The 26,126-nt window shown below is 56.0% G+C and carries 23 protein-coding genes; 14 read left to right on the top strand and 9 right to left on the bottom strand.

Going from position 1 to position 26,126, the window contains the following annotated elements; genetic code table 11:
• Positions 1-344: 344 nt before the first annotated feature.
• Genes KRR23_RS14830 through KRR23_RS14820 form a run of 3 tightly spaced genes read left to right on the top strand, consistent with a single transcriptional unit; the run spans position 345 to position 6,845 of the window.
• Complete coding sequence (locus KRR23_RS14830) at positions 345-1,379, top strand: hypothetical protein (RefSeq protein ID WP_216743104.1); 1,035 nt, start codon at positions 345-347, stop codon at positions 1,377-1,379.
• Positions 1,367-4,507 carry a hypothetical protein gene (locus KRR23_RS14825; protein ID WP_216743103.1) on the top strand — a complete coding sequence of 1,047 codons (3,141 nt, stop codon included), beginning with the start codon at positions 1,367-1,369 and terminating at the stop codon, positions 4,505-4,507. Before KRR23_RS14830 ends, KRR23_RS14825 begins: the two co-directional genes overlap by 13 nt.
• Complete coding sequence (locus KRR23_RS14820; RefSeq protein WP_216743102.1) at positions 4,485-6,845, top strand: RNaseH domain-containing protein; 2,361 nt, start codon at positions 4,485-4,487, stop codon at positions 6,843-6,845. The genes KRR23_RS14825 and KRR23_RS14820 overlap by 23 nt, the downstream gene beginning before the upstream one ends.
• Positions 6,846-7,013: 168 nt before the next feature.
• Here KRR23_RS14820 and KRR23_RS14815 read toward each other — a convergent pair whose 3' ends face one another.
• From KRR23_RS14815 to KRR23_RS14795, 5 genes are all read right to left on the bottom strand, one after another.
• On the bottom strand, positions 7,014-7,475 hold the full coding sequence (locus KRR23_RS14815) for an NUDIX hydrolase (protein ID WP_216743101.1): 462 nt from the start codon (positions 7,473-7,475) through the stop codon (positions 7,014-7,016).
• A 22-nt stretch (positions 7,476-7,497) separates the two neighbouring features.
• Positions 7,498-8,148, bottom strand: coding sequence for a hypothetical protein (locus KRR23_RS14810; protein WP_216743100.1), 651 nt, complete (start codon positions 8,146-8,148; stop codon positions 7,498-7,500).
• Positions 8,149-8,151: 3 nt separating this feature from the next.
• Positions 8,152-9,831: an adenylosuccinate synthetase gene (locus KRR23_RS14805; RefSeq protein WP_216743099.1), complete on the bottom strand. Its 1,680-nt coding sequence runs from the start codon at positions 9,829-9,831 to the stop codon at positions 8,152-8,154.
• Between the two features lie 1,078 nt (positions 9,832-10,909).
• On the bottom strand, positions 10,910-12,517 hold the full coding sequence (locus tag KRR23_RS14800) for a hypothetical protein (RefSeq protein ID WP_216743098.1): 1,608 nt from the start codon (positions 12,515-12,517) through the stop codon (positions 10,910-10,912).
• A gap of 136 nt (positions 12,518-12,653) precedes the next feature.
• On the bottom strand, positions 12,654-12,962 hold the full coding sequence (locus KRR23_RS14795; RefSeq protein WP_216743097.1) for a helix-turn-helix domain-containing protein: 309 nt from the start codon (positions 12,960-12,962) through the stop codon (positions 12,654-12,656).
• 131 nt (positions 12,963-13,093) lie between these two features.
• Between KRR23_RS14795 and KRR23_RS14790 the strand changes: the two genes are divergently transcribed.
• From KRR23_RS14790 to KRR23_RS14740, 11 genes are all read left to right on the top strand, one after another.
• Positions 13,094-13,249, top strand: a complete 156-nt coding sequence (locus tag KRR23_RS14790) for a hypothetical protein (RefSeq protein WP_216743096.1) — start codon at positions 13,094-13,096, stop codon at positions 13,247-13,249.
• A gap of 75 nt (positions 13,250-13,324) precedes the next feature.
• On the top strand, positions 13,325-13,603 hold the full coding sequence (locus KRR23_RS14785; protein WP_216743095.1) for a hypothetical protein: 279 nt from the start codon (positions 13,325-13,327) through the stop codon (positions 13,601-13,603).
• A gap of 40 nt (positions 13,604-13,643) precedes the next feature.
• On the top strand, positions 13,644-13,835 hold the full coding sequence (locus KRR23_RS14780) for an MbcA/ParS/Xre antitoxin family protein (RefSeq protein ID WP_216743094.1): 192 nt from the start codon (positions 13,644-13,646) through the stop codon (positions 13,833-13,835).
• A 36-nt stretch (positions 13,836-13,871) separates the two neighbouring features.
• Positions 13,872-14,066 (top strand): hypothetical protein, encoded by a 195-nt coding sequence (locus tag KRR23_RS14775; RefSeq protein WP_216743093.1) that lies wholly within the window; start codon positions 13,872-13,874, stop codon positions 14,064-14,066.
• A gap of 253 nt (positions 14,067-14,319) precedes the next feature.
• Positions 14,320-15,390 carry an alkene reductase gene (locus KRR23_RS14770; protein ID WP_216743092.1) on the top strand — a complete coding sequence of 357 codons (1,071 nt, stop codon included), beginning with the start codon at positions 14,320-14,322 and terminating at the stop codon, positions 15,388-15,390.
• 12 nt (positions 15,391-15,402) lie between these two features.
• Complete coding sequence (locus tag KRR23_RS14765; protein ID WP_216743091.1) at positions 15,403-16,239, top strand: pirin family protein; 837 nt, start codon at positions 15,403-15,405, stop codon at positions 16,237-16,239.
• 64 nt (positions 16,240-16,303) lie between these two features.
• On the top strand, positions 16,304-16,888 hold the full coding sequence (locus KRR23_RS14760) for an isochorismatase family protein (protein ID WP_216743090.1): 585 nt from the start codon (positions 16,304-16,306) through the stop codon (positions 16,886-16,888).
• Between the two features lie 169 nt (positions 16,889-17,057).
• On the top strand, positions 17,058-18,563 hold the full coding sequence (locus tag KRR23_RS14755) for an efflux transporter outer membrane subunit (protein ID WP_216743089.1): 1,506 nt from the start codon (positions 17,058-17,060) through the stop codon (positions 18,561-18,563).
• Between the two features lie 4 nt (positions 18,564-18,567).
• A complete protein-coding gene (locus KRR23_RS14750; protein ID WP_216743088.1) occupies positions 18,568-19,755 on the top strand; it encodes an efflux RND transporter periplasmic adaptor subunit in 1,188 nt (395 codons plus the stop codon).
• Positions 19,756-19,765: 10 nt separating this feature from the next.
• Positions 19,766-21,286, top strand: coding sequence for an MFS transporter (locus KRR23_RS14745; RefSeq protein WP_216743087.1), 1,521 nt, complete (start codon positions 19,766-19,768; stop codon positions 21,284-21,286).
• A gap of 46 nt (positions 21,287-21,332) precedes the next feature.
• The gene (locus KRR23_RS14740; protein ID WP_216743086.1) at positions 21,333-22,451 is read left to right on the top strand and encodes an FAD-dependent monooxygenase; all 1,119 of its coding nucleotides are present in this window, start codon (positions 21,333-21,335) and stop codon (positions 22,449-22,451) included.
• A gap of 63 nt (positions 22,452-22,514) precedes the next feature.
• Here the strand turns inward: KRR23_RS14740 and KRR23_RS14735 are convergent, their stop codons facing one another.
• The 4 genes from KRR23_RS14735 to KRR23_RS14720 all read right to left on the bottom strand — a co-directional run bounded on the left by KRR23_RS14735 (position 22,515) and on the right by KRR23_RS14720 (position 26,035).
• Positions 22,515-23,120 (bottom strand): isochorismatase family protein, encoded by a 606-nt coding sequence (locus KRR23_RS14735; RefSeq protein ID WP_216743085.1) that lies wholly within the window; start codon positions 23,118-23,120, stop codon positions 22,515-22,517.
• Between the two features lie 27 nt (positions 23,121-23,147).
• On the bottom strand, positions 23,148-23,882 hold the full coding sequence (locus KRR23_RS14730; protein WP_216743084.1) for a pirin family protein: 735 nt from the start codon (positions 23,880-23,882) through the stop codon (positions 23,148-23,150).
• 89 nt (positions 23,883-23,971) lie between these two features.
• Positions 23,972-24,916: an alpha/beta fold hydrolase gene (locus KRR23_RS14725; RefSeq protein WP_216743083.1), complete on the bottom strand. Its 945-nt coding sequence runs from the start codon at positions 24,914-24,916 to the stop codon at positions 23,972-23,974.
• A 171-nt stretch (positions 24,917-25,087) separates the two neighbouring features.
• Positions 25,088-26,035 carry a transporter gene (locus KRR23_RS14720; protein ID WP_216743173.1) on the bottom strand — a complete coding sequence of 316 codons (948 nt, stop codon included), beginning with the start codon at positions 26,033-26,035 and terminating at the stop codon, positions 25,088-25,090.
• Between the last annotated feature and the right edge of the window lie 91 nt (positions 26,036-26,126).

Raw genomic sequence — 26,126 nt, 5'->3', positions numbered from 1 at the left:
TCGCATTAAATCCTGCTAGCCCAAGACGTTGCACTGTCCTGGCGTCGGGCGAACATACATGCAACATGCTTCCTCGCTCTGGAAACGTCGGTATGGTAATCGATCGCTATCATCACGCTCGCGTCGCCATTTATCGGAACTACCCTCCCGATATGAAACCGAGACGAGACAGCAGACCAGGCATCATGGGCTTTGCGCTAGGTCGCTGGGGCCATCCCTTTAACCGCGGCCCGACCGGCTGTCTTGCGGTTACCGATATATTGGGCCAGCCTGCTTGATCAGATAGTAAGAAATGCGAGCACGATGCTGCGCAGGGACGCATGCTTCCAATTCCAGGGGGGCTTATGGACTCAGTGGACAGCAACGCCCAACGCTTGCTTAGCCTGATCGTGAAGGCGGCGCAGCTCGATGCCCATCAGCACGCCGAGCGGCACGACCTTCTGCGCCAGGCCAGCGCATTGCTCTGGTGGCTGGAGCCTGGATCCCCTCCCCGCACAATCGCCAACCTGCTCTCCTGCCTAAGCCTGCCACTTGAGCAATGGCTTGATAGCCGTTTCAGGCAAGGGTACCAAGGCGCGCTGCAGTTTGCCGACGAGCCCACCATGCTGTGCAACGCGATCGCGCTGGAAACCAATCCTCGCGTGGGCTGGGAGCGTGTCCAGCAGATCGTGAAGAACGTTCGCGACCTCTGCAGAACTCGACCCCGTGGGGCTGATGAGTACCGTCTGTTCCGAAGTTTTCTGATCGACCATGGTGTCGTGGATGCTGACCGAAGCCTCGACTTTCTGATCCCGCTGCAAGTCAGCTTCAACTCGCTGTACGAACCGATACCTGAGCATCTGATCCGTTTGGGACAGGTCTACCTGTGTCCGGGCTGCGGATGGCCAATGGAAATTCACCGCCACGCTGTGTCCTGTGGCGCGCACTGGTGTGAACAAACGGTCGGAATTTTTCAGTGGATGGATGACGAACTGGTGAGCGTTAGAAACGCGAAGGTAATCCAACCACACCCCGCCAAGAACAAGTACCGGCTCACCCCACCTCTGTGGACATTTACCTTGATTCCGGGGCTGCTGGAGCTGCGCCTGCTTGATGGCTTCAGTCGACTGGGGGTATCTGCCGAACTGTGGCCAGACGTTGATCAGGCTGACCTGCGCTTCACCCTCGATGATCGTACCTACTCGCTGGATGCCAAGGTATGGCATTCCACCAAGAACCTTGGACTACACCTGGCCAGTACTCCGTTTACGGAGACGGTCATCGTCATCCCTGACTACCAGGCGCAATTCCTGCACACGCTCGATGAGCAGTGCTTGCCCAGGCAGATCATGTCTGAGTCCCAGTGCCTGCGTTGGGTGAAAAAACTATGCCAACGCTAACTGAAAATGCCACCGCCCTTGCGCTCGGGTTGGCCATCAAGCATATCAGCAAGGAGCCAACCCTTGCTGACGCCGAAGTGTTCCTGGTGGGGCGCCCCCATCTCTGGAGCGGCTGGGAAAGTGCTTCTGAGATGGTGCGCGACCAGATCATCACGCTTATCAAGTATCGCCCTGTTGACCTGAACCAGACTGGTCGATTTCTTGAAGAGGCCGGGCGAATAATCTTCGGTGGTGGTGCGCCGTTTCGAGTAGCAGCGGCTGATCTCTTAAGTGACCAGCAAGCCCCTCCGCGCCTCAAGGAGACTGATGTCTACTATTTCCAGGCGGGCTTCGACCTGGACGGTCTGATTGAGGAGAAACTCTACGCCATCAAAACGGAACCCACTGCCCCGTCATGCACGAAATGGCCTACTGAAGGACAGATTCTCCTTCGGGAGACACAATCTGATGGCTACCGCACTTTCGTGATCTCCGAGGCGCAGCGTTCCCGGTTGGTGTTGAATGATACCCGTCTACCCTTGGTAGAAGCCTCGGATGTGACGACGTTCTCCTGGGAGAAGGCTTCGCTGTATGAGATAGCCAGTGCACTGGATCTAGCTGGATGTGACCCCGCGAACCATCTGCACCAAAGCCACCGAAGCTCCTTGAATTCAATCGTGCGCAACGACGATTGCGTAGAAGCCCGTGCCGGGAAGTTCTATCGGGTCAATGCGCCGACTGGGACGGGGAAAACTGTTGTAATGCAGTTGATGGGCATTCACACCGCTTTGCAGCGGCATCGCGTGGTGATCGCGGTGCCCAACCTGACTGACGTACGCAATATGGTTGAGGCCCTGAAGCACTCGGTACGTATCGTGGCCCCTCATCTGAAGATCGCCCCGCTGCATTCCCAACGCCGGATAGCCAAAGCGGGTGATTACTACATTGCCCGTGCAAGGGAGGATCATCCTTACGACTATCGATGCCTGCTCGATGCCTGTGCCACTGACGGGAGCGTGAGCCCGCGCGATGAGGAGCCCTGCTTCAACCTGCAGCTTCCAGGCGAGCGTCGGGGGCGGGAGACGTTCAAGCGCATTCGTAGCTGTCCGTTTTTGAATCAGTGTGGCAAGCGCACCATGCTCGAACAAGCTTTGGCGGCCGACATAGTGGTGGTCAACCACCATGCCCTGATTTCCGGAACCACACGCATCGCTACAGAAGGTGGTGGCGGAGAGTCGAGAAGCCTGCTCGAGCTGCTGCTCCGTTCGGCCTCGCTCTTCATGGTCGATGAGATCGATGGGTTGCTGCTGAGTGCGATCGATACCAGCGTCTTCGAACTCCCGTTGAGTAATCACATCGAGCACAGCAGCCTTGCTGAGCTGCATATGGAAATTTTTGGGCGTGACAGCATTCCCGACGTCGACGCGTCTACCCTGTACCGTGCTCAACGGGCCTGCAATGCCGTGATTCTCCATACCACACGTTTGCTCCAGTTGGCCCTGAAGCATCTCACCTGGCCTGACCGCGAGACCGTGTGGGAGCGGGCAGAAGATCAGATGATTGCTGATTACCTGGGCGTCGATCCATTGGCGCTAGACGGCGTCTGCGGATATGGTGAGCAGGCCATCCCTCCCCACCTGGCGCCGCTGCGGGAACTCTTGCAAGCCTTTTCACACAACGACCCACTGCCGAGCCCGGTTGAGGTAGTCGTCAACATCAGCGCGCTGCTCAGCACCCTGGCGAAGCGGAAAAACCTGGGGCAGCGGCTGAACGACAAAAAGCTCGAAAGGCTCAGGTCGTCATTGGTCATCAGGACGAGTTTGCACTTTATTGAAAGCAGTCTTCGCACCCTCTATGCAGATGTCCCCGTGCTGGCGCGCACAAAAGTAGCCGCAGCACTGAGGGTGCAGCAGGATCTTTCAGGATCAGCGCCCTTCAGCCCTACGCCGCTTGGCCCTCTCCAGCGTGTCGTTTACGGATTCAAACGCAAGCAGGATGGACGAGACACGTGGTCACTCCAGGTAGTGGCGATGTCCGGCGACCCTCATCGGACACTTCAATACCTGCCCAACCTGACATCGAAAATCCATGCCGGCGTGAATCGCACCTTTATTGGCTTCAGTGCCACGGCATTTTTCCCTGGCGCCAGCTGCTTCGACTTGAACGCCAAGACGCTGATTGACGTACCGGATGCCAAGGGGAACATTCGCTTCGAAAACGTCAATGTCTCAGTGCATGTATCGGGGGCATCGCTTGATTCTCGACTCATTCATGTCCGGGATCTGGCCTATGAGCTGTGGCCATGGCTTACCAGTCGCTTAGCAGCATTGGAGCAAGATGACAGCACCTGCCATCGAGCACGCTTGCTGTTGGTCACGGGGAGTGATGCCGAGGCAGAGCAACTCGCCTCGACGCTCTACGAAATTTCAGCGGGACAACGAAAGGTCGCATGGATTCGGGGAGGCAAGAAAGCCGATCGGCAGGAGCGGTTGCCCCTGGCGAACAAGCTCACTTACGACGATCTCGTGGAGTTTGCCGATGGCCCCAATGCTGATGTGCAATTGATGGTCAGCTCCATCTACCCAATGGCGCGTGGTCACAACATAGTGACCAGGGACGGGAAGTCGGCCTTGGGTGGAGTAGTCGTTTGTGTGCGACCGTTACCCTCTTCCGATCAGCCAGGCAACAACCTTGCACATCTTTGCTATAGCGTTGGCGAAAGCGTGGAAGCGTCCCCCAGCCCGGGGCTGGCACTGCTGAAGGAGCGGGCCATGGCGAACCGAATACTCAATGGCATCCGGCTGGCTCCCCCCTACTTTTACAGCCAGCCCAAAGGCATACGGTTCTTCACCATCATGAACGTGCTGGTGACACTCACCCAGCTTGTCGGGCGTGCCAGACGCGGCGGCACGCCCGTCACTTGCTATCTAGCTGACGCGGCGTTTTTCGACAGCCGCTACACTTGGGCGATGCTTTTGAATCGGACGATCGAGAAGCTCAAGCAGGATGGCCACTGGAGCGAATTTTCAACGCACCATGCGGGCCTGGTGGAAGCCATGACGCTTTACATCGAAGCGGCAGGCCCGCAAGCCACTGCAGGCACTCAAGAGACGGAGGGGCTACCTGATGACGATTTCCCTGAGGACTAACCTGTTCCGATTCGACCCGGATGAGCTTCCTCCCGTCATGCAATACCACGCTTCACGGAATTTCGTGAATGGATGGCAACTGCTCACCAATCATTTCGGTAAGCCCTATCTGCCCACTGAATCACTTGAAGAGATTCTCAGTTACCTGTCAGGCGGCCCGGTTTGGGTGAACGCGCAACTGCTCAAGAGCAAGGAGGCGCCAGCCATCGCGTCACTCAAGCCCATCGACCCAGGCAAACTGAACCGGGCAATCAACGTATGGGCTCAGCACATCCTGCGCAAAGCAATGCCAGGCGAACAGGACTTCATCGATCTGCTCGTGCCAGAGCACCCAGTTCCTATCCATGCATCTGACGTAATGCACGACCCTCGACAGTCAACGGTGGCATACAAGGTCGTACCGTGGATGCTCGCGCAGCAATTATCGAGCAAACCGATGGAGTCTTCCGTCCCGTTGAACCTCTCTGTTTGCAGCGACGGCTCCTTGCTAGCCTGGGACAACCCGCTGTTCTACGAACGTGGCGATCGCCGCGCAGTGGCTATGCACTCCGTTTCAACGAATTTGTTGTTGCTGCACAAGGTGCCCAGTCAGTACGCGTCCGTCACGGTTCACCTAAGCCATATCTTGCCCGAGTGGCGTCACACCACACACTCGACCTGGATCAAAACCGCTCGCGGAATTTCCAAATTCCAGATCCGCACATTGCGAACAGATGATGGTCACTTTCAGACCGTCTACACCAGTCCTGCCGCCGAACTCATCCAACACATGGGCGAAGGAAGTTTGCCGGTGTTGGGTGGCGATGAGATTTCTATGGCCGGGGCCCTCCGGCCGATTCATGCCCACACGCCGATCGGCTCACCCATTGGCAGTGGCGTCGGTACGGTCATCCTCGACCAGACAAGCTTTCACTTCCAGAAGACCCTGATCTCAGCCAAACCCATGCTGACGCGCTATGTGGGCCGGCTCATCGCCCAGCGAGACAAAACGTCAGACGAGCCAGAGCGGCCAATTCGAATCGCAGTAGTGACCGCGCACACGGACATCATGATGCGCATCAACACAACCTACGAAAACTTGGAGTCTCTTTCTCCCGTGTTCAAGGAAAAGCCCAAGCCTACAGTCCTACTCCAGCAGATCCAGTGCAAGGATGCACAGCGGGTACTTACTTCCAAGGCAACCTCGACGGACATTCAGAACTGGTTTACCAATGAATTGTTGCCGCGGCTGACCAGTCTGGTACCCGACGCCGCGATTATCGAAACAACCCCCGAGGTGGCCACGAAGGACGAGAACGATCCGAAGCATGTGTTGCGGACACTCTGCGCCAAACATGGGATCCCCACGCAATTCATCTTCCATCTACCGCCTCAAGGCGAAGGAGCCACGTCATCGAAGGGCACTGCTTCAGGATTGAAGAGTCGGCTGCGCAAAGCCAAGACTGAGGAATCTGATCCGCATGTCGATTACCCCGCCATCAACAGCCTCATTGATGCGACTCGTGGTACCGGCTATGTTCCGCTACCACTGAAACGTACTGCAGGCATCCCGGCCAATACGACCGTCGTTTCTATCTATGTCGATTACCTCCAAAAGTCCAACACTTACCTGCCCGTGATCACGCGCTCCTTGGTCAATACCCGGTATCTACAGGTCTATGTTGATGATGCTGGTGGTCAATCAGGCCAGTGGAAAAGCTACAGCGAAGGACTCTGTGCCATCCATGCAAGCCCCAAGTTGCTGGATCAGGACGCTGCCAAACTGCTGATCAGGCAAGCACTCCTCGCGCCTACTGCCGTGGCCGAGAGTCCATTGATTGTGTACATCAACGCCGGTGCGAAGCGGCTGTACCCAGGCATGAATGATGGCGCAGGCCATGGATTGCCTCCCGTTCCGAAAAACGCGTGGTTGATACGCACGCGGTCTGATTACCAAACGGCTCAAATGACCGGTGTGCACTCACTTTCGCCTCTGGCGCCGATGTACATAGGGAATCGAATCGGTGTGCATCAAGCTGAACACCAAGAGCTGGTGTATTACTTCACGTCTTACTCCAAGACCTTCAATAAGGTGCGGTCTCACCGCTACCACACCCGCTACGACGTCACCCAGTCGCAGCTCAAGGATTCGTGGCAGCAGCTGGGAGTGACGGAGTTTGTGATGATCCAGGAAGGCAATTTTGCGAACAAAGACCAGCTGGCGCTGCAGGCCGGATACTGGTGCAAGAATGCCCCATTGTGGGATGGTTTTCTTCGGCTTCCCTCCCCGCTTCACGCGGCCCGACAGATTGCAGAGGATCATCCGGTTACCGAAAAGCTGAGGAAAGGTCGGTTCTGATTGGGGCTCCCGGCTTGGCACGGCCTGGGGTGTTGAGCAGACTGCGAGAGTCCAGCCGATACGCAATCACATCAATCTCATAACCGCCGAAGATCGTCATGGACAACGCCTAACGAGCGTCGGCCGGCGGCCTGAGGCAAATCGACTGATTCAGAAGACTCGCTGGGTTCACCCGCCGCCGATGAGCAACGCCTTGGCGAACAAGCTCGTCAGATCCGGCGGGTAAATATCTTCGTCACAGCTCGCCAGTTCGGTTTCCGACCACCACCTCACTTCGCATACGGCGCCACGCTCCTGGTCACTCCATGCAGCAGAGGAGCACTGTTCGGCACCGGCCCGCACCACGTAGTAATTTTCGACCGCGAGCACAGGCTTTCCATCAGGCATTTGCCACAGGAACTCTCTGCGTGCGATGCATGTGCCAACGGATTGAACATCAACACCGGTCTCTTCTTGAAGTTCGCGCACTGCCGCCTCCTCAAAAGACTCAGCGTGTCTGAGTTGTCCGCCAGGTGTCGCCCAGTAGCTCATCCCCGCCAAAGCGCCGGTCTTATAATTGATCTTGAAAAGCAGCAGTCGATGAGCCGGGCTGATCAACAATATGCGAGAGGCTAAACGGCGTCGCGGCATGAGTACCCCCGATGGATGAGCACTAACCAATGACCTCCAAGACCTCACTACCCTGCATCCGCCGAACCTCCACTACATACTCAGCAATGTTGGGGACAGCGTAATCAACAACCATCTCGACCACGGGTTTGATCGGTTTGCCTGAGCGCTTCACAGGATAATCTGGAATTCTACGGAAGATCTCTGTACCGCGACGATGCGGCATAGGCCAAGTATTGCCCGAGTTCATATGACACAGCCAAATGGCTTCAGCATACGCCGGGATGAAAGTCGCCGAGTCCAGCGTCAGGACATCGTGTTCGAGCCTGCGGTAATCGCGAGCGCCGAGCAGACGATGCAGTCTTTGCTCCTCAGCCCAAAAGAAAACCTTGTGGTTGATCAACTCATACCACTGTCGTGGTGTTGTCCCATCTGTGAGGGCCTGCATCAATCTTCCCTCAGGCATGGGCTTCTGGTCTCGAAGCACGATGTTGGAGGGGTGCCCTGCCCTAACATCCATTTTTTCACTGCGGTGCTCGCTCTCAAATCTGGCGCGGTCGTCACCTTCAATGGCGTGATAGTCAAGGACTGCCGTTGCGCTCATCAGCCCGCGGGTACGAATGCTGCCCCAGGCTCCGCATTCGGCCATGTGATAAACCCGTGGGTAAAGCTCGATCAACTTGTCCAGATCCATCTGTTATCTCCTGTCAGAACGTGCAGTCCAGTTGCGTCGATCGATCAGCGATCGTAAATCGCTGGGGTCTGGGTCTCGGGTAAACCGAGTGTTGATCAGCGAGACAGGGGCTTGGGAAACGCGCTCCAACTCCTCCACAAACTTGATCGTGTCCGAATCGAGCTGCTCGAAGCGGCGCGCGTTGCGGTTTGTTTCCTTGAGGTAATCGGCAAAGGTCAGGACGATGTCCGTCGGTGCGTTGAGCGCGCACGCTTTTCGGAATTGATCCCATTCGAACCAGCCAACCTTCCGGTTACGGTGTGTAGTAGAGGTTTTCTCGGCGGCGTTTAAGACATCGGCGTCGAGCTTTGCAAATTGTGCAATTTCATCAAAAGTCGTCGGATGTTTGAGCCTTCCAGAGATGTGGCCCTCGTTTCCATCCGGATCGCCAACACGGATAGGCATGGGCCGAATGACCATAAGGATTTTTCGAATTCTGCTGGGTGATATTCCGGCCTCAGCAAGACAGCCAGCAACGTTTGTGTCCCGGGAGGTCACATACGGATAGTCGCCATGGAAAATGCTCAACCCACTGCCTTGGGTACCCTCCAGTAGGATGGATTGACCACTGCGGTAGGCCTCCTCTAATCGATCTGATGTAGAGCCGTGGTAGTTTCCGGGAGTACCCACATACGGTCGCAGCTCATCAATATCTTTGGCCAGCCTGATCTCCTTACCTCGGCTCAGAATTCGCCGCGCTGCGGCTACTCCACTCCCGCTTCCGGTTGATGCGATGGTTGTAACCAGGTGTCCCTCTCTCTCCGTTCCGATGTCCGTTTCCTCAATGATGGTGGCCTGAGGATCGATGAATAATCGATCTGGGCCGATACGGCACTCCTCGATCTCCCTCAAAAGCCCAGACAAATGAATGGTCATGCCGGGGCCGAGAAGCAGGCGCGCAGTCACGTCACGCGATCCCGAAGGTAGATGATGGTAGGTAAACGTGCCGGCAGCACTCGCCACGGTATGTCCAGCGTTAGGGCCACCGACACGAACCATCACATCGTACTCACGCGCCAGATATGCAACGATATTGCCCTTACCCTCACTTCCGTACTGCCCACCAATGAGCACATCCACACACCTGATCCCGGGTGGTGTGTACAAATGCAAACGGGCGGCGACCCGCACGAGTGTGTCGTTGGAGTCCGAGCGTTCGGTGTAAACGCGGACATCAGCATCATCCTTGAGCGCCTGGATTTCCGCCTGATCGCTGAGTTGATTGACTTCGTCATAGGGCAAAGGATTGACCTCGGCTTCTGTTCGTTTTGCGTAACGCCCCTGAAGCGTAGGGTCACTGGCGTACAGATGGACATGCACCAGGTCGGCCCCGAAGGTCTGTCGAAACTGCAGTACCTGTGCCAGCGTATCCAAGTGATCGACGACTAACGGTCGGCCGTCTTTCTCACTCCCGCACTTCGCTTGGGTTTCCAGAAGCATCCACTGCTCATGCTCGGCCTGATCCAACTCACGTCGCCGATCAAGAATGTCCGGCTGATCCATGCGCAGGCGCCACTCGGCATCTTCAGCGGCTCGACGATTACAAACCACGGCGAAGCCAAACTCCTTTTCCAACAAACTGGCTAATCCACTCTTGCCGCTACAGGTCTTGCCACTGATCACTACAATCTGCCGAGTTTCCATACGCTATTTCTCCCAGATGCCCATTATCTGATCCGCAATGTCCCATGAGGTGTGCTGTTGAGTGTCTAGAACTTTGTCCGCAAAACCTGCAAGCGAACGAGCACTCTGCTCGTTAGGGTGCAATACGCTCACTTGATACTCATCGCGAAGACTTATGTTACGCGCAACGTATCTCTGCTCCAGAACAAACTCAGGCGCGACAATGTGCACGTGTCTCACCACATCCCCGAAATGGAGCCTGAACAACTCCACCTGCCGGGGTTTGCGGACTGCATCCAGTAGCCAGTTATCAACATCTGGTCGGGCTTCGATGGCCGGACTTGCGACAGACTCTATGAGCCAGGAAAAGTCAGTTGCCCTGTCGAGGGAGTCACCGAGTTCTTGGAGGCTACGACGATCAAATGGCTCATTCCGGGTAGCCAGCTGAGCCCGCAGAAAGGAGCCACTGCTGATCGGAACAAACCCATGGCACTCTTGTAGCGAGGCAGAAACTGACGTCTTGCCACTGGCCATCGGGCCGCTCAAAAGAAGTAGTCGCTTCACGTGATGACATTCCCTGTCTTGCGAATTCAATATCACGCTAAAGCGTAGCTGGCCTGGCTAAGTTGATATGTTTTTTTCCACACCGATCAGGCAGTAGCCTATCCGGTAAATTCACGAATCTGGAAACGATCCTTTATTACGCCTGGCCCAGCGCTTTCATCGCTAACAAATGGGTCAGATCTCAACGATCGCATCCTGCATCCCCTCAACTTCAAAATCGCTATTGTGTTGCTGGAGCGGGGTTGTAGCGTTTAGGAGAACGCGACTCAATAGGTCTATCGGTATTTCGGTGATACCCAGGTGAACGCGATTTTTGGCGTGGTTACGGAACCGCTCTAATCGGTGATTGCCACTCCTATCGCGGAGCTGACAGACAGACGTCCCTTCTGTCATTTTGTCAGTCCCTCCATCGACTACCCTCCTCTACGATTACGATTCAGCGCAAATTCAATCCGTGCATATCGCCTATGAGAGTGACCGGTTTCCCAGAAACTTATGGCCGCAATATGGTGCCTAGAAGCTAACGGTGTGTACGCTATTCAAGTTCAATTTGGGGGCCGTAAGTCATAATATCCGCTAGCCGCAGAGCTTTCCTTGCTGCAGTTTTTGCGGCAGCCAAATCGCCGTTTCGCAGGATATCGATTAGCATCTGCCGGTCTTCTACCTCAGTGGAGGCTTCAGCGAGGCGCTTAGACCAATACAGACGGGCAACACCTGAACCGATTTCAAGCACTGCTCCGAATGCCTGTCCTGGATTGACCCCACGTTCCCATACTCGCATCAAAGCCGTAATTGCTTGTTCCTCTGGTTCCCGCTCTGTTCCTTCAGAGCGTTCTATTGCCGCCGACAGATCATTTCGAACTTGGTCAGCCTGCTGGAATTGGGTGATTGTGAAAGTCGTCAACTCAGCGTCCGGGCGTAACGGGAGTTCCTGTCTCCTTGCTTCAAGGGCATCGATTGCGGCCAAAATTTTCTGCTTGAAGTGTTCTTGCGTTGATACCCGAGCGGCTAGGCGCAGTTGTCCAATCAGACGACCGATATCGTCGACCAATGAAACAAGGAACCAATACGGGCGCTCCGTTCCCTGTTGAACCAGAGCCGTAGCTACGAAAGGCCATACCTCCTGCACTGTGAGGTTTGGTCGCCCCAAAACATGCAGTATTTGTTCGGGACCAAGAAGGCATAAATCAAGGAGGAAGGATTCCGGGGGTAGATCCAACTTTCCTTCGTTTAATCGACCATTCGCGATACCAACATCAGCCGCGAATTGGTCTGGAATGTCAGCAAAAGCTCGGCGCAGATGTTGTGGGGCAATCGCTAAAGCATTGGGGTCATTCGGCCGCACTACAACATTAAGCCCTTGGCCTCCTGGATTGATGCGTTGGAATCTAATTGGAGCAGCATTTTGCAGCGTCCCTAAAAGCAATGCGATATCTGCGGCTGTCGGCGAGACAACCGATCGATCAAATGCTTCCAGCCATTCTGGTGCTTCAGGTGGAATCTCGGGAAGTACCAAAAATAAAGACCGCAAAGCAGTTACTCGCTCTGCAGGTGCGTGCGCGTGTTGGAATTTTTGTATGAGATCGTCTACCAGCACATTCTGGTCGATGACATCTTCCAATGGGGTGGGGAGGCGATCCAGATAAGGTCGCATGCGTGTAGAAGTCGCTAGAAGCTCCAGAAAGCCGTGAACCCTGAGCGCTTGCATTAGTGTCACGGCTCGGGATACTCCTGATCCGGCATGAAGCCCAGCAGCTCTTTGCGTGAATAGAAGTGAAAATCCTTGAGTCGCTTCATTCACCAGTCCTCTATGCCCGACTGCGTCTGCGACGCCAGCGGTTAAAAACGAGGCTGCCGGGACAGGGGCTCGAAGGAGGTCTCGTACATCACCAAGAATTTGCCGTGCACTTTTGAACTGAGTCGGGGAAAGCATCATTGCCTGTTCACCCCGAACCTGCACGATAATCGCGGCCAGAGCCTGCTCCGCTGCTGTGCCAACAAGACCAATAGCTGGCGAATATCGGGCGCTTTCCACCCGAAGCTCTCCGCGACTGGGTGTACCGAGGCAGAATAGGGCCAAGGCGAGTGATTCCTGACTGGCCTCTAACAGGCGCACCGCGTTGTTACTTAGCAGTCTGGGCATTGCTGTATCCTGCCAACCATCAGTCCTTAGGAGCAGTGTCGATTGCCATAAACTCTATGGCAAAGCTCGAAAGAATCTTTTACCACAAGCTATTGCTCATTAAGGCTGCTCACCAAATAATTTCTGGTGGCAAACATCAGTTCCGCAAAGCAAGATTCTCAACCAAATCGATCACCTGCCTTTGCTCATCGGTTTCCAAGCAATGAAAGCATTGCAGCAAATGGGCCTCATCGTCGTTTACACAATAAAAATATGCCACGGGTAGATCCAGCACCGCCGCAATTTGCTGAACGATGCTCTCACCTGGCTGGTGAACCCCCTTCTCATATTGATTCATCCGCGCCGAGGCTGTGGCCGGCTCAATGCCTGCCTCAATGCCCAGACGTTCTTGCGAAAAACCTCGCGCCTTGCGCGCCTCTCTCAAACGCGTGCTGAAGATCGTCATTTCTCTCGCCGCAAAAGGCTAAGAGATTCTTAGATTCGCTTTGACGACATACTAAGTATTCCTTAGTATTCTAAAGAAATATCCTTTTGCCATCACATCAATACGCAAAGACAGGGATCAAAATGAAGGAAATGCAAATCGTAGACGGCCGGATCGACGAGAAATCGCGCGGTTTCGGCGGCGACATGATCAGCTACCACTACTGGGAAATTGACGGCAAGAAGCACGAAAAGCTCGAAATTCCGGACGTTCTCGACGCCCACGTAAAGGCGGGCTACCGAATTTGAGCGACGTACCAGCCAGGCAAAGACAACGTGAATCGGATATGGGCCATTCAGCTCGACAATGAACCCGTCCGGTCAGTGGTCACCATTCCCTTCATCGCCGTGTCCTTGGGTCGACTCAGCATCCTGCCTCTGATGGTCGCCATTTTTACTATTTTCATTGCCTATGGCTTTTGGCAAGCCAGCGCGCATCATGGAGGTTTCTATGGGACGAGTTATCAAATGGGCTGGCTCGCGCTCAAAGTGTTCGTCAGCTATCGCTACATGATTAAGCCAATATTGATCATCAAACGCGGCATCAAGGCGTTTCGCGAATATTGCGCCAAGGCCCCAGCTTCGACCTCGGCCGCCAGCTAAAACCGAACGAACGCCGACGAGTCTCCGGAGAGCCAGAAAAATGAATCATATCGAGCTGATTCAACACCAAGCCAAGCTCGTCTTTGGCAACAAAGTAAAAGCCGACAGTTGGCTGACCCAACCGAAAAACACCCTCGGTGGAAGTACGCCATTGGAGCTCGCTCACACTGAAGAGGGATACGAAGTCGTAAAGACTGAGCTTGAAAAACTCAGTCACGGATTCGCCTGCTAATGCGAGTTCCCCCCTCCTCCAAGCTCAGGACTCAACATGATTGCTTTTGACCTCAATCAAAACGACAGCGAAGCCTTACTCCATCACGTTGATGAGTTCAGGCCCCAGTCAGGCGAGACTCGTACAGACGCTCGATTGCGAAATGCGCTGCTCGAATTGCGCACCGCCTTGGTGTCGCATCTCGAAGAGCACGAGGCTTTGGCTACCCCGGAACCAGGACGGAAAAATTAGGTAGGGATAGGAGCCCAAGCACATCATCATTTTGGAGTTTGATCGCCTCCCAACGTTGACCGTTACGTCTAATTCAAGGCTGCATTTTTTCTTACTTCTTCCCATCCTGAAGGTTCAGCTCAATTTTCTGACCTTATCGTGGAATCCACTAGAGACATTGCCCCACTAGTGGATCAGTCATTTCAATTTAACCCAGTTTATCCCGGTTCAGGATTGATCAATTATGGCTCCATCATTACTGAGGAGCCCCACAATGAATTCTCTCTTTTCTCAAGTCCAAGTCAGTCGCTACACCCTCTCCAATCGTATGGTCATGGCCCCTATGACGCGTTCGCGTGCCGACGATGCCGGCGTGCCAAGCGAACTGGTTGCGACTTACTATGCACAGCGTGCCAGTGCCGGCCTGATCATCAGTGAAGGCGTGTTCCCCATTGCAATGGGCAAGGGTTATGTCCGAACCCCTGGTATCGAAACCGCCGAGCAGGTCGCTGCATGGAAGCATGTCACTGAGGCCGTGCATGCTCGTGGCGGACGGATTTTCATGCAGTTGATGCACAGCGGTCGCATTTCGCACCCTTCGTTGCTGCCGAATGGCGCCCTGCCACAGGCCCCTTCCGCGATCAAACCCGCTGGCCAGACTTGGACCGCGACGGGCCTTCAGGATTTCGTTACCCCCCATGCACTGAGCGTGGTTGAGATTGCCTCGGTCATTGAAGGCTATCGCCAAGCGGCGCGCCTGGCCATGGAAGCTGGCTTCGACGGCGTCGAGTTGCATGCCGCGTCGGGCTACCTGCCTGAACAGTTCCTCTCGACTGGCAGCAATCAGCGCACGGATGAATACGGTGGATCGGTTGAAAACCGTGTGCGTTTTGTATTGGACGTGCTGTCCGCTATTGCGACGGAAATCGGTGGTGACCGGGTGGGTCTCAAAATCTCGCCTGAAATGAATTTCAACGACATCGTCGATGCCAACCCGCAAGAAACCTATACCTATCTGGTCGAACACCTGTATGGGCTGAATCTCGCCTATCTGCATGTCGCCCTGTTCGGCGCCAATGTCGACTACCACGCCTTGTTACGTCCACTGTTTGACGGCAGCTACCTGATCGGTGGCGGGCTCGATCAACACGCCGCCGAATCCCTGATCGCTGATGGCCGCGCCGATGCTGCCGTATTTGGCAGTGCATTCCTCGCCAACCCGGATCTGCCCGAGCGTTTTCGCACAGGCGCCGAGCTTAATGCTCCAGACAAGAACTCGTTCTACGCACCGGGCGCGCAAGGGTATATCGACTACCCTGCTTTGCCCGCAACGCAAAGCGTCTGAGGGAGCACAGCCATGTTACCCATCGCACGTTTGCAGCGCATGAATCACGGCAGTCAGTTCCGGGCCTTCAGCCTGCGTGGAAATCAGTTCGCCAAGCCTATCGACCCCTTCCTCGCAGTCGATCATGCCTGGATCAGCGGGCCAACATTTCCACCGCACCCACATGCCGGTTTCTCGGCCGTGTCCTATCTGTTTCTTGATTCCGAGACCGGGATTGATAACCGGGACGCGCTGGGCAATCGCAACCTGATTCAACCGGGAGGGCTGCACTGGACGGCGGCGGGTAAAGGTGTGGTGCATGAGGAGGTGCCGGCCGAGCCGGGTAAGACGGTGCACATGCTGCAAATTTTTATCAATTTACCGCAGGAGCGCCAAGCCGACGCGCCGTTTGCACTGACTCTCGAAGCGCAAGAAGTGCCCGTGGTGCGATTGCCCGGGGTCAAGGTGCGCGTGCCACTGGGCAGTTTCGCCCAGGTGTCGTCGCCCTTGTCGGTTCCCACCGAAGTGAGCGTGCTGGACATCTCTCTTGAGGACGGCGCTGAAGTCAGCGTCCCGATCCCCGAAGGTCATGTGGCGTTCGTGATGCCGATTGACGGCGAAGTGATGGTCGACGGGCTTCCCTTCAATCTCAGCGAACTCACGCTGCCGGTGAATCTACCGCTGCGTGACGACCGCGTGGTTGGGTTGAGCGCACCTAGGGGCAACGCCAAGGCCGTGTTGTTTTCTGGTGTCCCGTTGAATCAACCCGTGTATTGGCAAGGACCACTGGCGCTTGCCTCTCAGCACACGCTGGCTGAAGCCATTGACGGCTATCAGCGTGGTGCGTTCGGAAAGCTGCAACCACGTTGAATAATCGAAATAGTCCCAAATCCGGGGCGTTAGGTGCCCCGACTTTACTGCCAGGAGAATCATCATGACGTACGAAAAATTCAGTGCTGACAATGCCGCCCTGCTGTTGATCGACCACCAGGTGGGGACCATGGGCTGGGTGAAATCCATCCCGTTCGAAGAACTCAAACGCAACGCGCTGATGCTCGCCAAAGCGGCCAGCATTCTGAAACTTCCAGTAGTCCTGACCTCCAGCATGGAGCAGCACGCGCAGGGGCCGCTGCTGAGTGAACTGGAGCAGATCCTCCCTGCCGAATTCGCTTCACGCATCCAACGCCTGGGCATCGTCAACGCCATGGACGACGAACACTTCGCCGCCGCGGTCAAAGCGACTGGCCGTAAAAAACTGATCATTGCCGGTGTCACCAATGACGTCTGCACGGTCTACCCGGCCCTGAGCCTGGTGCGTGATGGGTATGAAGTTCAGGTGGTGGCCGATGGTGGCGGCTCACCGACCGTGATGGCCGATGACATCGCCCTGCGCCGGATGGACAAGGGCGGCGTGACGCTGACCAGCACCAACCAGCTGATTGCAGAACTCGCCGGCAGCTGGGCGACGCCGGAAGGCGGGCAATTGGTGCAGGTACTCATGGAAGCACTGCAAGGTTAAGCACGTTTCTGGCTGGCAGAACTTCAAATTCCGGTTCTGCCACCCTGCGACGCCGCGCAACCTTTGATCAAAGCGGCCCCCCTCCACACATCCCGGAGATGGGCCGCTGCGTTCAGTGTCATGGCAAACATCGCATAACCCCGCCTATCTGGGCCAGAGAATATCGCTCATGAACAGTCTTAAACCAGAGCGTACAACGGATGTTCGATCCACTTATCGGCTCTCCCCACGAGCGTCGTTGGCGATGATGTTGGTCCTGCTAGCCGGATGCTCCTTCAGTGACCTGAAGCCGCAGTCGCATCTGCTCGCGCCCACCGATGTCAGCGAGACTCTTGCCGACAGTGCAGTCACGCTGTCTCCGGCGGTCTGGCCCACTGAAAACTGGTGGACCAGCTTCAAAGACCCGCAACTCGATGCTCTGATCAAGGAGGCCTTGGCAGGCAGCCCTACCCTGCGATCAGCGGCGGCGCGAGTGCGTCAGGCCAGCGCTTTAGAAGCTATCGAAGGGGCCCAGTTACTGCCTCATGTCGATGCAACAATGAGCACGACCCGCGAGCGATTCAGCTCCAACGGCACGACACCTGCGCCGGCGAAGGGCACTTGGCAGAACGTCGATCAGGCCACCTTGAATGTGGGTTATGAGCTGGACTTTTGGGGCAAAAACCGCTCGGCCATTGAAGCGGCCGTAGGCCGTCGACATGCACTTGAAGTCGATGAGCGTGCGGCGGCACTTATGCTGTCTGCATCGATTGTGCAGGCCTACATTGCATTGCAGAACGGCTACGAGCAACAGGATGTGGCCCAAACGCTGTTGGCGCAGCAAGAGCAAATCGAGAAACTGACCCAGCAGCGATTTGCAGCTGAACTGGATACTCAGATCGATATCAAGCAGTCCCAAGCCGCCCTGCCCGCCAATAGGGCCAATATTGCCGCGCTGAAGGAATCGATCGAGCTCAACCAAAACAAACTGGCTTCCTTGCTGGGCAAGGGCCCTGACCGGGGACGGACGATCACAAGACCCCATCTTCAGTCCAGCGATACCGTGGCACTGCCGACCAACCTCCCAGCCGAGCTGATTGGTCATCGCCCAGACGTCGTTGCGCAACGTTGGCGCGTCGAAGCCTCAGGCCATGAAATTGAGGTGGCAAAAGCTCGCTTCTATCCCGACGTTAACCTGACGTCCTTCATCGGTATGCAAAGTCTTGGCTTTGATACCTTCAGCGAACGCAGCAGCCGCATAGTGGGATTCGCACCCGCGATAAGCCTGCCGATCTTCGAGGGCGGTCGATTGCGTGGGAACCTGGACGCCCAGGACGCCGTTTACGATCTGGCCGTCGAAAACTACAACCAGACGGTTATCGATGCCATACGCGATATCGCCGACCAGTTGTCCTCCCTGCGTTGGTTAAAAGAACGCTTGGCCCAGCAGAATGAAGCGGTAGCCACTGCACAGGCCGCCGCCGACCTGGTGAACAAAAGGTACGCAGCAGGACTGGCAACCTATCTGCAGGTACTGGCAACTGAAAACTCAACGTTGACCGAGAAACGCCAACTAGTAGACCTGAAATCGAGAGCGCTTTCCCTTCAGGCGAACCTGAGCCGGGCTTTGGGGGGCGGCTATTCGCCCGAAATCCCGGCGCCCGACAACGCCACTCCCTCCTTGGCAGGTAAATGACGTTATGACTACTACGCCCTCCCCAGCCGCCACCACTCAGCCGCGAGCCTTGTACCGCCCCACATTGCTGCTGACCCTGGCCATAGTCCTTCTGGTCGTTGCCTTGTGCGCTGGCTACCTGCTGAGACTGAATTCCGAATCCACCGATGATGCCTATGTCGACGGCAACGTTGTTCAGGTGACCTCACAAGTCAGCGGTACCGTGACGGCAATCAGCGGCGACAATACCGATCATGTCGATACCAACTCGCCATTGGTGACATTGAACGCCGTGGATGCCGAAATCCAGTATGAGCGCGCCAAGTCGAACCTGGCCCGTGCGGTTCGTCAGGCACGCACCCAGTATTATCAGGTCCAGCAACTTCAGGCTGAAGTGGACCAGCGTCAAAACGACGTGCGCAAGGCTCAGGATGATGTGCGTCGACGCAGCCAACTCGCTGCGAGTGGTGCAGTTTCTCGTGAAGAGATCAGTCACACCGCAGACATACTCAAAAATGCAATCGCTGGGCTTGAAGGCACCAAACACGCCCTCGCCGTTCGGCTCGCGATGGTCGACGACACCACACTTCGTACTCACCCGGATGTGCTGGTGGCAGCAAGCAACCTGCGTGATGCTTACATCGCTTTGCATCGCACCCAAATCTATTCACCGGTTGCAGGCGTAATCACCAAACGCACTGTGCAGGTCGGACAAAAAATCAATCCGGGCGTCGCACTGATGTCGGTAGTGCCCGGTGATCAAGTCTGGGTCAATGCCAATTTCAAGGAATCGCAGATTGAAGACTTGCGCATTGGCCAACCCGTTGAACTGCGTGCGGATGCCTACAGCCGCAGCGTCATATTCCACGGGACCATTATCGGCCTGGATGCCGGTACTGGCAGTGCTTTCTCCTTGCTACCGGCCCAGAACGCTACTGGTAACTGGATCAAGGTGACCCAACGGGTGCCGGTAAGGATCGCTTTACGGCCGCAGGAAGTAGCACAAAACCCCTTGCGCCTGGGTTTGTCCATGCGGGTTTCGGTCGACACCGCCGATCGTAATCGCCCCCTCCTGAACAAGACCGTTGCACAGCAACCGGTTTACAGCACCGAGATTTTCAAGAATGAACTTCAGGACGCCAATGAAGTTGTGGAGCGCGTGATCAGTGCCAATGAGGGTAGTGACCATGACCCCAAAAACCTGAAATTTTGACGGGGGGATCATGTACAGAAAACACGCTGCTCTGTTGTTCACTGTAGGCTTGCTCTGTGCGCTGGAGTATTTGCAGGCTGGCATGATTGCTTTTGCCTCTGCACCGATTCGCGGCGAAATCGAGGCCAGCCCCGAAGAATTCAGTCTGGTTGCCGCCCTGTATGCCTGTATCGCTGTGGTGGTGATTTCGAAACAGCACTGGTTGACGGAGCGTCTGGGCTGGCGCAATTTCATGCTCGGCTCAATCAGCATTTTCGTGATGGGCGCTTTCGTGTGTGGTGTGAGCGTTGATTTGACCAGTTTCACCGTAGGCCGAGTCGTCATGGCCCTGGGTGGGGCCTCGTTCATGACTTCGGCACGCCTCATGATCAACCTGCTTCCCCCTGGCCCAGGCCGGTTTACGGGAATCAAAGTATTTGCCACCGGGCTCGCTGGTGGGACGGCGGCGGCGCCTTTTATCTCGTCGTTGGTGGTTGCCGAAAATACCTGGCATGCAATCTTCTGGATACTGATCGCCGGCGCTCTGGTTGCAGCAGCACTTTGCGTGCGTTTTCTGCCCACGAGCCCTACCCCTGAGGAGGACCGAACCCCCTCAAGCCTGGCAAGCATTCTCTTGTTGTCGGTCAGTAGTTTCTTTCTGCTCTACATTTTACAGCGGTCCTACTACGACTTTTATAACGACACCTTCATCCTCGTCGGTTGCGCACTATTGGCAGCACTGGGCGTGTACACCTTCTTCCACGCCGAACACAACAAGGCAAAGCCCTTCCTGAAGGTCAGAGACTTGATGCAGCCTCGTTACCTCCAGGGCGTGGCGCTGTTTTGCTACGCCTACGTTGTACTGGGCGCCAATAACTACATCTTGCCGTACTTCCTGCAAACAGGACTGGGCTACTCCTGGGATACCATCGGTACATTCCAGGCCATCGGACTGACTGGCACTCTTGCCACCTGGGTCATCATGTCCACTCTCCTTCCAAAGTACCCTGCCCCTAAGAAGTTCTTCATTCTGGGATTCATTGCACTGGGTGGCTTTGGCTGGCTGCTGTCCTCGCTGACGCCCAGCGCCAATATGTGGTCGAACATTCTCCCGGCATTGATTCTCAATGGCTGCTTTGTGATGTTGGTCATGTCGACGGCCGCGATGCAAACCTTTCGGGATGTGATGCAAGAGGAGAAGCTCTTCGCGCATGCCTACCAGATCAAAAACATGATGGGACAGATAGCCATGGCGATTGGCACCACGGCCGCCACACTGTTTCTGCAATGGCGCACTACCACGCAATACAACAACCTCAACGTGCATTTCAGCGCCAGCGACCCTCTCTATGTGGACCAGACTCAACAGCTGGCGCAAGCACTGTCATCCGAAGTAGGTGCCACGACAGCGAATCAAATCTCGGTGGCAATGCACGCACAAATGCTGCAGCAGCAATCGACCTTGGTCGCCAGCGTGGAATACTTTTGGGTCGTGATCGGCGTGGCGATGATCGCGCTCATCATTTCAGTCACGCAGAAGACTTTTAGATGAACCGGAATATTTTCACGAATGTTGACGCTATGAGTGCTTACTCGCGATGAACACTACACACCCGGAAATCATTATTGTCGGCGGATCCCTTGCCGGTCTTACGCTTGCGCTCGCTTGCGCGACCAGGGGCGTGCCCGTTCGTGTCGTTGAGCGGTCTGTTGGTCGCGTGCACGGTGGAGACAGCCTGAGTATCGATCTGGAGCTGGTCGCGACGACGGTTGGCCATGATCCACGTGCTGCGCCCATTTTGCCCGTGGTCCCCGCTTATCGCGAACTGACGACCTGGCCCGCGCTTTACAACTGGCTACGAGACCGGGCTCTCGCAACACCAGGCATCGTCCTCGAAGAAGGCAAAGCCGTCACCTCGGTCGCAGACCTTGGCGATCAGGCAAAACTCTCCTTTACCGACGGAACGCAGAGGGTTGCCGCGGCAGTGATCGGTGCGGACGGATATCGCAGCATCGTTCGCCAGGTGGTCACGCCAGATGCACCGCTTGCCCGCTACGCCGGTTATCTCGTGTGGCGTGGACTGGTCGAGGAGCGAATGCTCACGCGTCCCGTCCCTTGGCCGTCGGATGGAGGCCTATGGATTGAGTTCGTGGGCGGATATCGTCTGGTTGCAGCAGTACTTCCTGGTCGCGACGGCTCGATGGAGCCAGGTCAGCGTCAAATCACATTCGCATGGTTCGATGTGCATCAGGAAGCTTTGCTCCGTCGCACCAGCTGCCTGACTGCCGATGGCCACATCGTGGGCACACTTGGACGTGGGACGATCGATGAAGACGTCAGGTCTGGCTTGGTCGCCCTGGTCCCACAGGTCTGGCCTGCGACATGGGCGGAGGCGGTGACCGTCGGCGTGCGCTCAGTGAATGTATTGAGCGGGGCTCCGATTGCGGAGTACAAACCACAGCGGTTGGCGCGAGGTGCACTGGCCATCATCGGGGACGCTGCCCACGTCGTTTCACCGATGACCGGGCGAGGCTTCCTGACCGGCGTGGAAGATGCGGCGGTGCTGGCTCGAATGCTCGCAGATCGAGGCGCAGACGAACCCGTTGCCGCCGTGCTGGCCCGCTATGAGGAAACACGATTACCCTTCGTCCGCGGGCTGGTCACCCATTCAAACCGGATCAGCGCCGAATATCTTCGCTATGCGGCAGCCTACTGATCTGGGAACCGTCGCGTTGCCCGAAGAGCCATGCACTTCGAGCAGCGCGACAGGATCGCAGTTTTACTGGATGCCGGCACCCAGGGCCGGGAATACGTCGGTGAACAACAAGCCAATCAGTTGCTGTCCGTTAGGTGTGGACCAATCCTGCCCGATTTCTGCCATGAGCGTATTGGTGGCGGTAAGCACGACGCCGGCATCGTGCATTCGTTGACGGGCGAACTCTTCGGAAAGATCGCTGGGCGAGCCCGAAGCATCCAGCACGGCCTGGACGGCAAAGCCTTCGAGCGCAGCATCGATTGCCGGAAAGATAAGACAAACATCGGTGGTCACACCGGCCATGATCAGATGCTTGCGCCCAGTGGCAAGCACCGCATTGCGGAAGTCGGCGTATTCCCAGGCATTAACCACACCGGGACGCTTGATCCGTGCCGCGTGCGCTTCCGGAAGCACCTTGGCGATTTCCGGGAGAATCGGGCCTTGGGCCTGATCTTCCTGGCTAGACGTAATCACGACCGGCATGTTGAGGATCTTCGCCATCTTCGCCAGCGCAATCGACTGCTTGGCGGCAAACTCACGGTCTATGTTTTTGATCAGTTGCATCGTGCCGACCTGATGGTCGATCAGCAACAACGCGGCGTTCTCTGCAGTGAATCGTACGGCAGCCATAGTACAGATCCTCGTTTCGTTGGTGGGTCAAACAAAGGGTAGTGGAGGTCCACTGAAAAGCACGACGTTGGCACGGCCCAGCGGGGCTCTCAACTTGACCTTGTGTGGAGCATCTTGCGCCGGGAACACCGGAAGTTTGAGGTCCTCGCGATCGAAGCGCTGGGTCGCCACCTCGACCGTGCCGTCGATTGGCATGACGAACATGCTGTGGCCTGCGGCAATCGGCACACTCAGCTCGGCACCCTCCTCCAGAGCAATATCGAGCATCGTTACCTCGGTCGGAGGACTCAGTGGGGAGCGAACTTCACGATAGCTCCCCAACGGTACCCGCACGTTAGCACCTGGCTCCTGCACGACCGGCACATCCTGCGCTTCAAGTATCAGCGGGAACGGAGCGATGTCCCTGTGCGATGGAGCGAGAGCGACGAATATCTGCAGTCCGTGAACCGTTTTGCCGGTTTCTGCCGGGACCTCCTCGTGCGCCACGCCACGGCCGGCGGTGGTCCAGTGCAGGCCCCCTGGTTGAATCACGTTCTGGGTGCCGATCGAGTCGCGGTTGGCCATCCCCGTCTCGGAATCAAGAAGCAGGTAGGACAGTGCCGAAATGCCGGCATGGTGGTGTGGCGCAAAGGTCGGCGCGCTCATCCAGTAGTGGTCAACCCCGATGAAGGGGGAAATCAACTCTGGATCGGTGCGCAGACCGTAACCGTGGAAATGGCCGCCCAGGTTGGCGCGACTAAGCTGGGCGATAACGGCAGACATGGCGAAAGCCTCTGGTACTGGTGGTATCGTTCAATGCGCGATAGTGAGATGGGTGTGGCTTCACCCTCTCGCGCCGGACGACAATAGGGTTATCTTGCATAAGGCGCGAAAAACGTCTCTAACGCGGCCAACAATGCTTCGGGACGCTCCTCCGCCGGATAGTGACCGCAATCCGGAATGACCACGGATTCGACATGGGAAGCGACCGTGCGCAACTCCGCCTCGACGCTGTCGCCACAGGCAAGCGCACCCGAAAACGCCAGCACCGGCAAGGTCAGGCGAGTTGCTTTGCGCTCTTGGTTCTGTGGAATCGACTGATCAATTGCTCGGTAATAGTCGAAGCTGGCCCGCAGGGCTTGCGGATCGCGCTTGAGTTGTTCGACGTAGAAGTCAACCGCGTAACGAGGCACCGCCTCTGGCGAGCCTGCCTTGGTCGCGAATTGGTGACCGAAGTAGAGCTCTTCGCGACCACTGACCAGTTGCTCATTAATGCCAAGCGCCCGATTGAAGTTGAAATGCCAGAGAAAATCACTGAGCCAGCGGTGGTCAGGCAGCAATGGCGGAGAAGCCGATACGCCTGGAATAAGCGCCTCGCCCAACGCAATGCGCTCGATCCGGTCGGGTTGATCGTGTGCCATGGCATAACCGGTCCACATGCCGATGTCATGGCCGGCCATGGCGAAGGACTCGTGCCCCAAGGCGTCCATCAACCCAAACATGTCCTGGGCCAGGGTTCGTGAGTCATAACCCTCCTGGGCTTTTTCCGAGAGCCCGACGCCCCGCGGATCGACGGCGATCACAGTGAACGTGCGAGCCAGCGGCAGCATCAGGTAACGCCACGCAAACCAGTTTTGTGGCCACCCCCCCAGCAGTAACAGCGGCTTGCCCTGCCCGCCAATGACGGCGTGCAGTTTCACGCCGTTAGCAGCGATCTCATAGCTTTCGAAGACGTCAGTAAAACCCGTTGGCAGCCTTGGTACGCCGTGCACGGAGCCGAAGCCGGTTAGCGTTTTGAAGTGTTCCTTTTGCAGCATCCCAAAGCCCGCCTGAGTTATCTAATAACCAGAACATAAATGAGACGCCTGGTATCGACTAGACGATAAAATCACCAAGGACTGTTGTGCTCACGCACTAATCACGGTGGAAGGGTATGCAAGGGCTATGACTGGCGCCCCTGCTCAGCAGATGAAACCTATAGATCAGGCTTAAAATCGCATGACCGCCTGGAGCCAGAGCCGTTCGCCGCGAGCCCTGTTTTCGACAAGCGTTTCATGCTGCCACTTCATCAGTACACCAAATTCAGGAGTTTGATATTTCACAACAGGGCCATAAGCAACGATTTGACCTCGATTGCCGTCCTCCCCTACCGACTCACCGTGACTTTCATCATCGCTCACCTGCTTGTACAAATATCCACTTACACCAATCTGCCAATTCTTGTTCAAACTGTAGCCAAGATGGTAGTCAGCATTAAGCTCGCGCCCCGACCTGTAATCCGTCGCACGATTATTGTCGTTGATCATGTAGAGAATCTTGGCGCTTATCTCCACCTCTTCTATAGGGTTCGCCGTGAAGGAGTACCACGGCGAGTAGGACCACACATTGGTTCCCACATTAAAGAGCCGATCCTTGTCATACGATGCCGTGGGTGCGTATAAATCAACGCCCAACATCTGATGAAAACGTGGCGAATTCCAACCGAGAAACAGTGGTGTAAACGCCAAATCGGCGAAGCCTTCATCCTTGCCACTGTTCCGAACGCGCCCTTGGGGTGTTTCTGTATAAAAACTCACCTGCCCTTTTATGTAGGGTAAGGCTGCACGACTGGCTAGCGTCGCTCCCCATAAGGTGAAGTCGGAATAGACGTAGTCCAGACATACCGCGAGTGACTGATAACTGAGTTTGAAGTCTTCAATCCCGGTCATGCTGTGTCCATCAGATCCCTTTAGTTCATTAGACTCGTAAGCGGAGCTGTAAAAAAAGGTTGTTAACCCTGGTGGCGGCATTCGCCCAGCCAATACGGTATCAAGACCGAGCGGGTAAGCGGTTCCATTATTTTCCGTAGCGTGAGTTTGGGCGCAGGTCAGCAGCATGGCGGCCGTGCAAAGCAAGGGAGAACTTTTGCTGAGCAGCAAGGTTTTTACGCGCAACATAAGGATGATCTCGTATGGATTATTATTTTGATTACGAAGATTCATGCGGGCAAACAGAACAACCGATGTAACGCCTCACGACAATAATAGA

The sequence above is a fragment of the Pseudomonas sp. CVAP#3 genome, assembly GCF_018986375.1.
GTDB classification, from domain to species: domain Bacteria; phylum Pseudomonadota; class Gammaproteobacteria; order Pseudomonadales; family Pseudomonadaceae; genus Aquipseudomonas; species Aquipseudomonas helvetica.
This window is presented reverse-complemented; position numbering and strand designations above follow the sequence as displayed.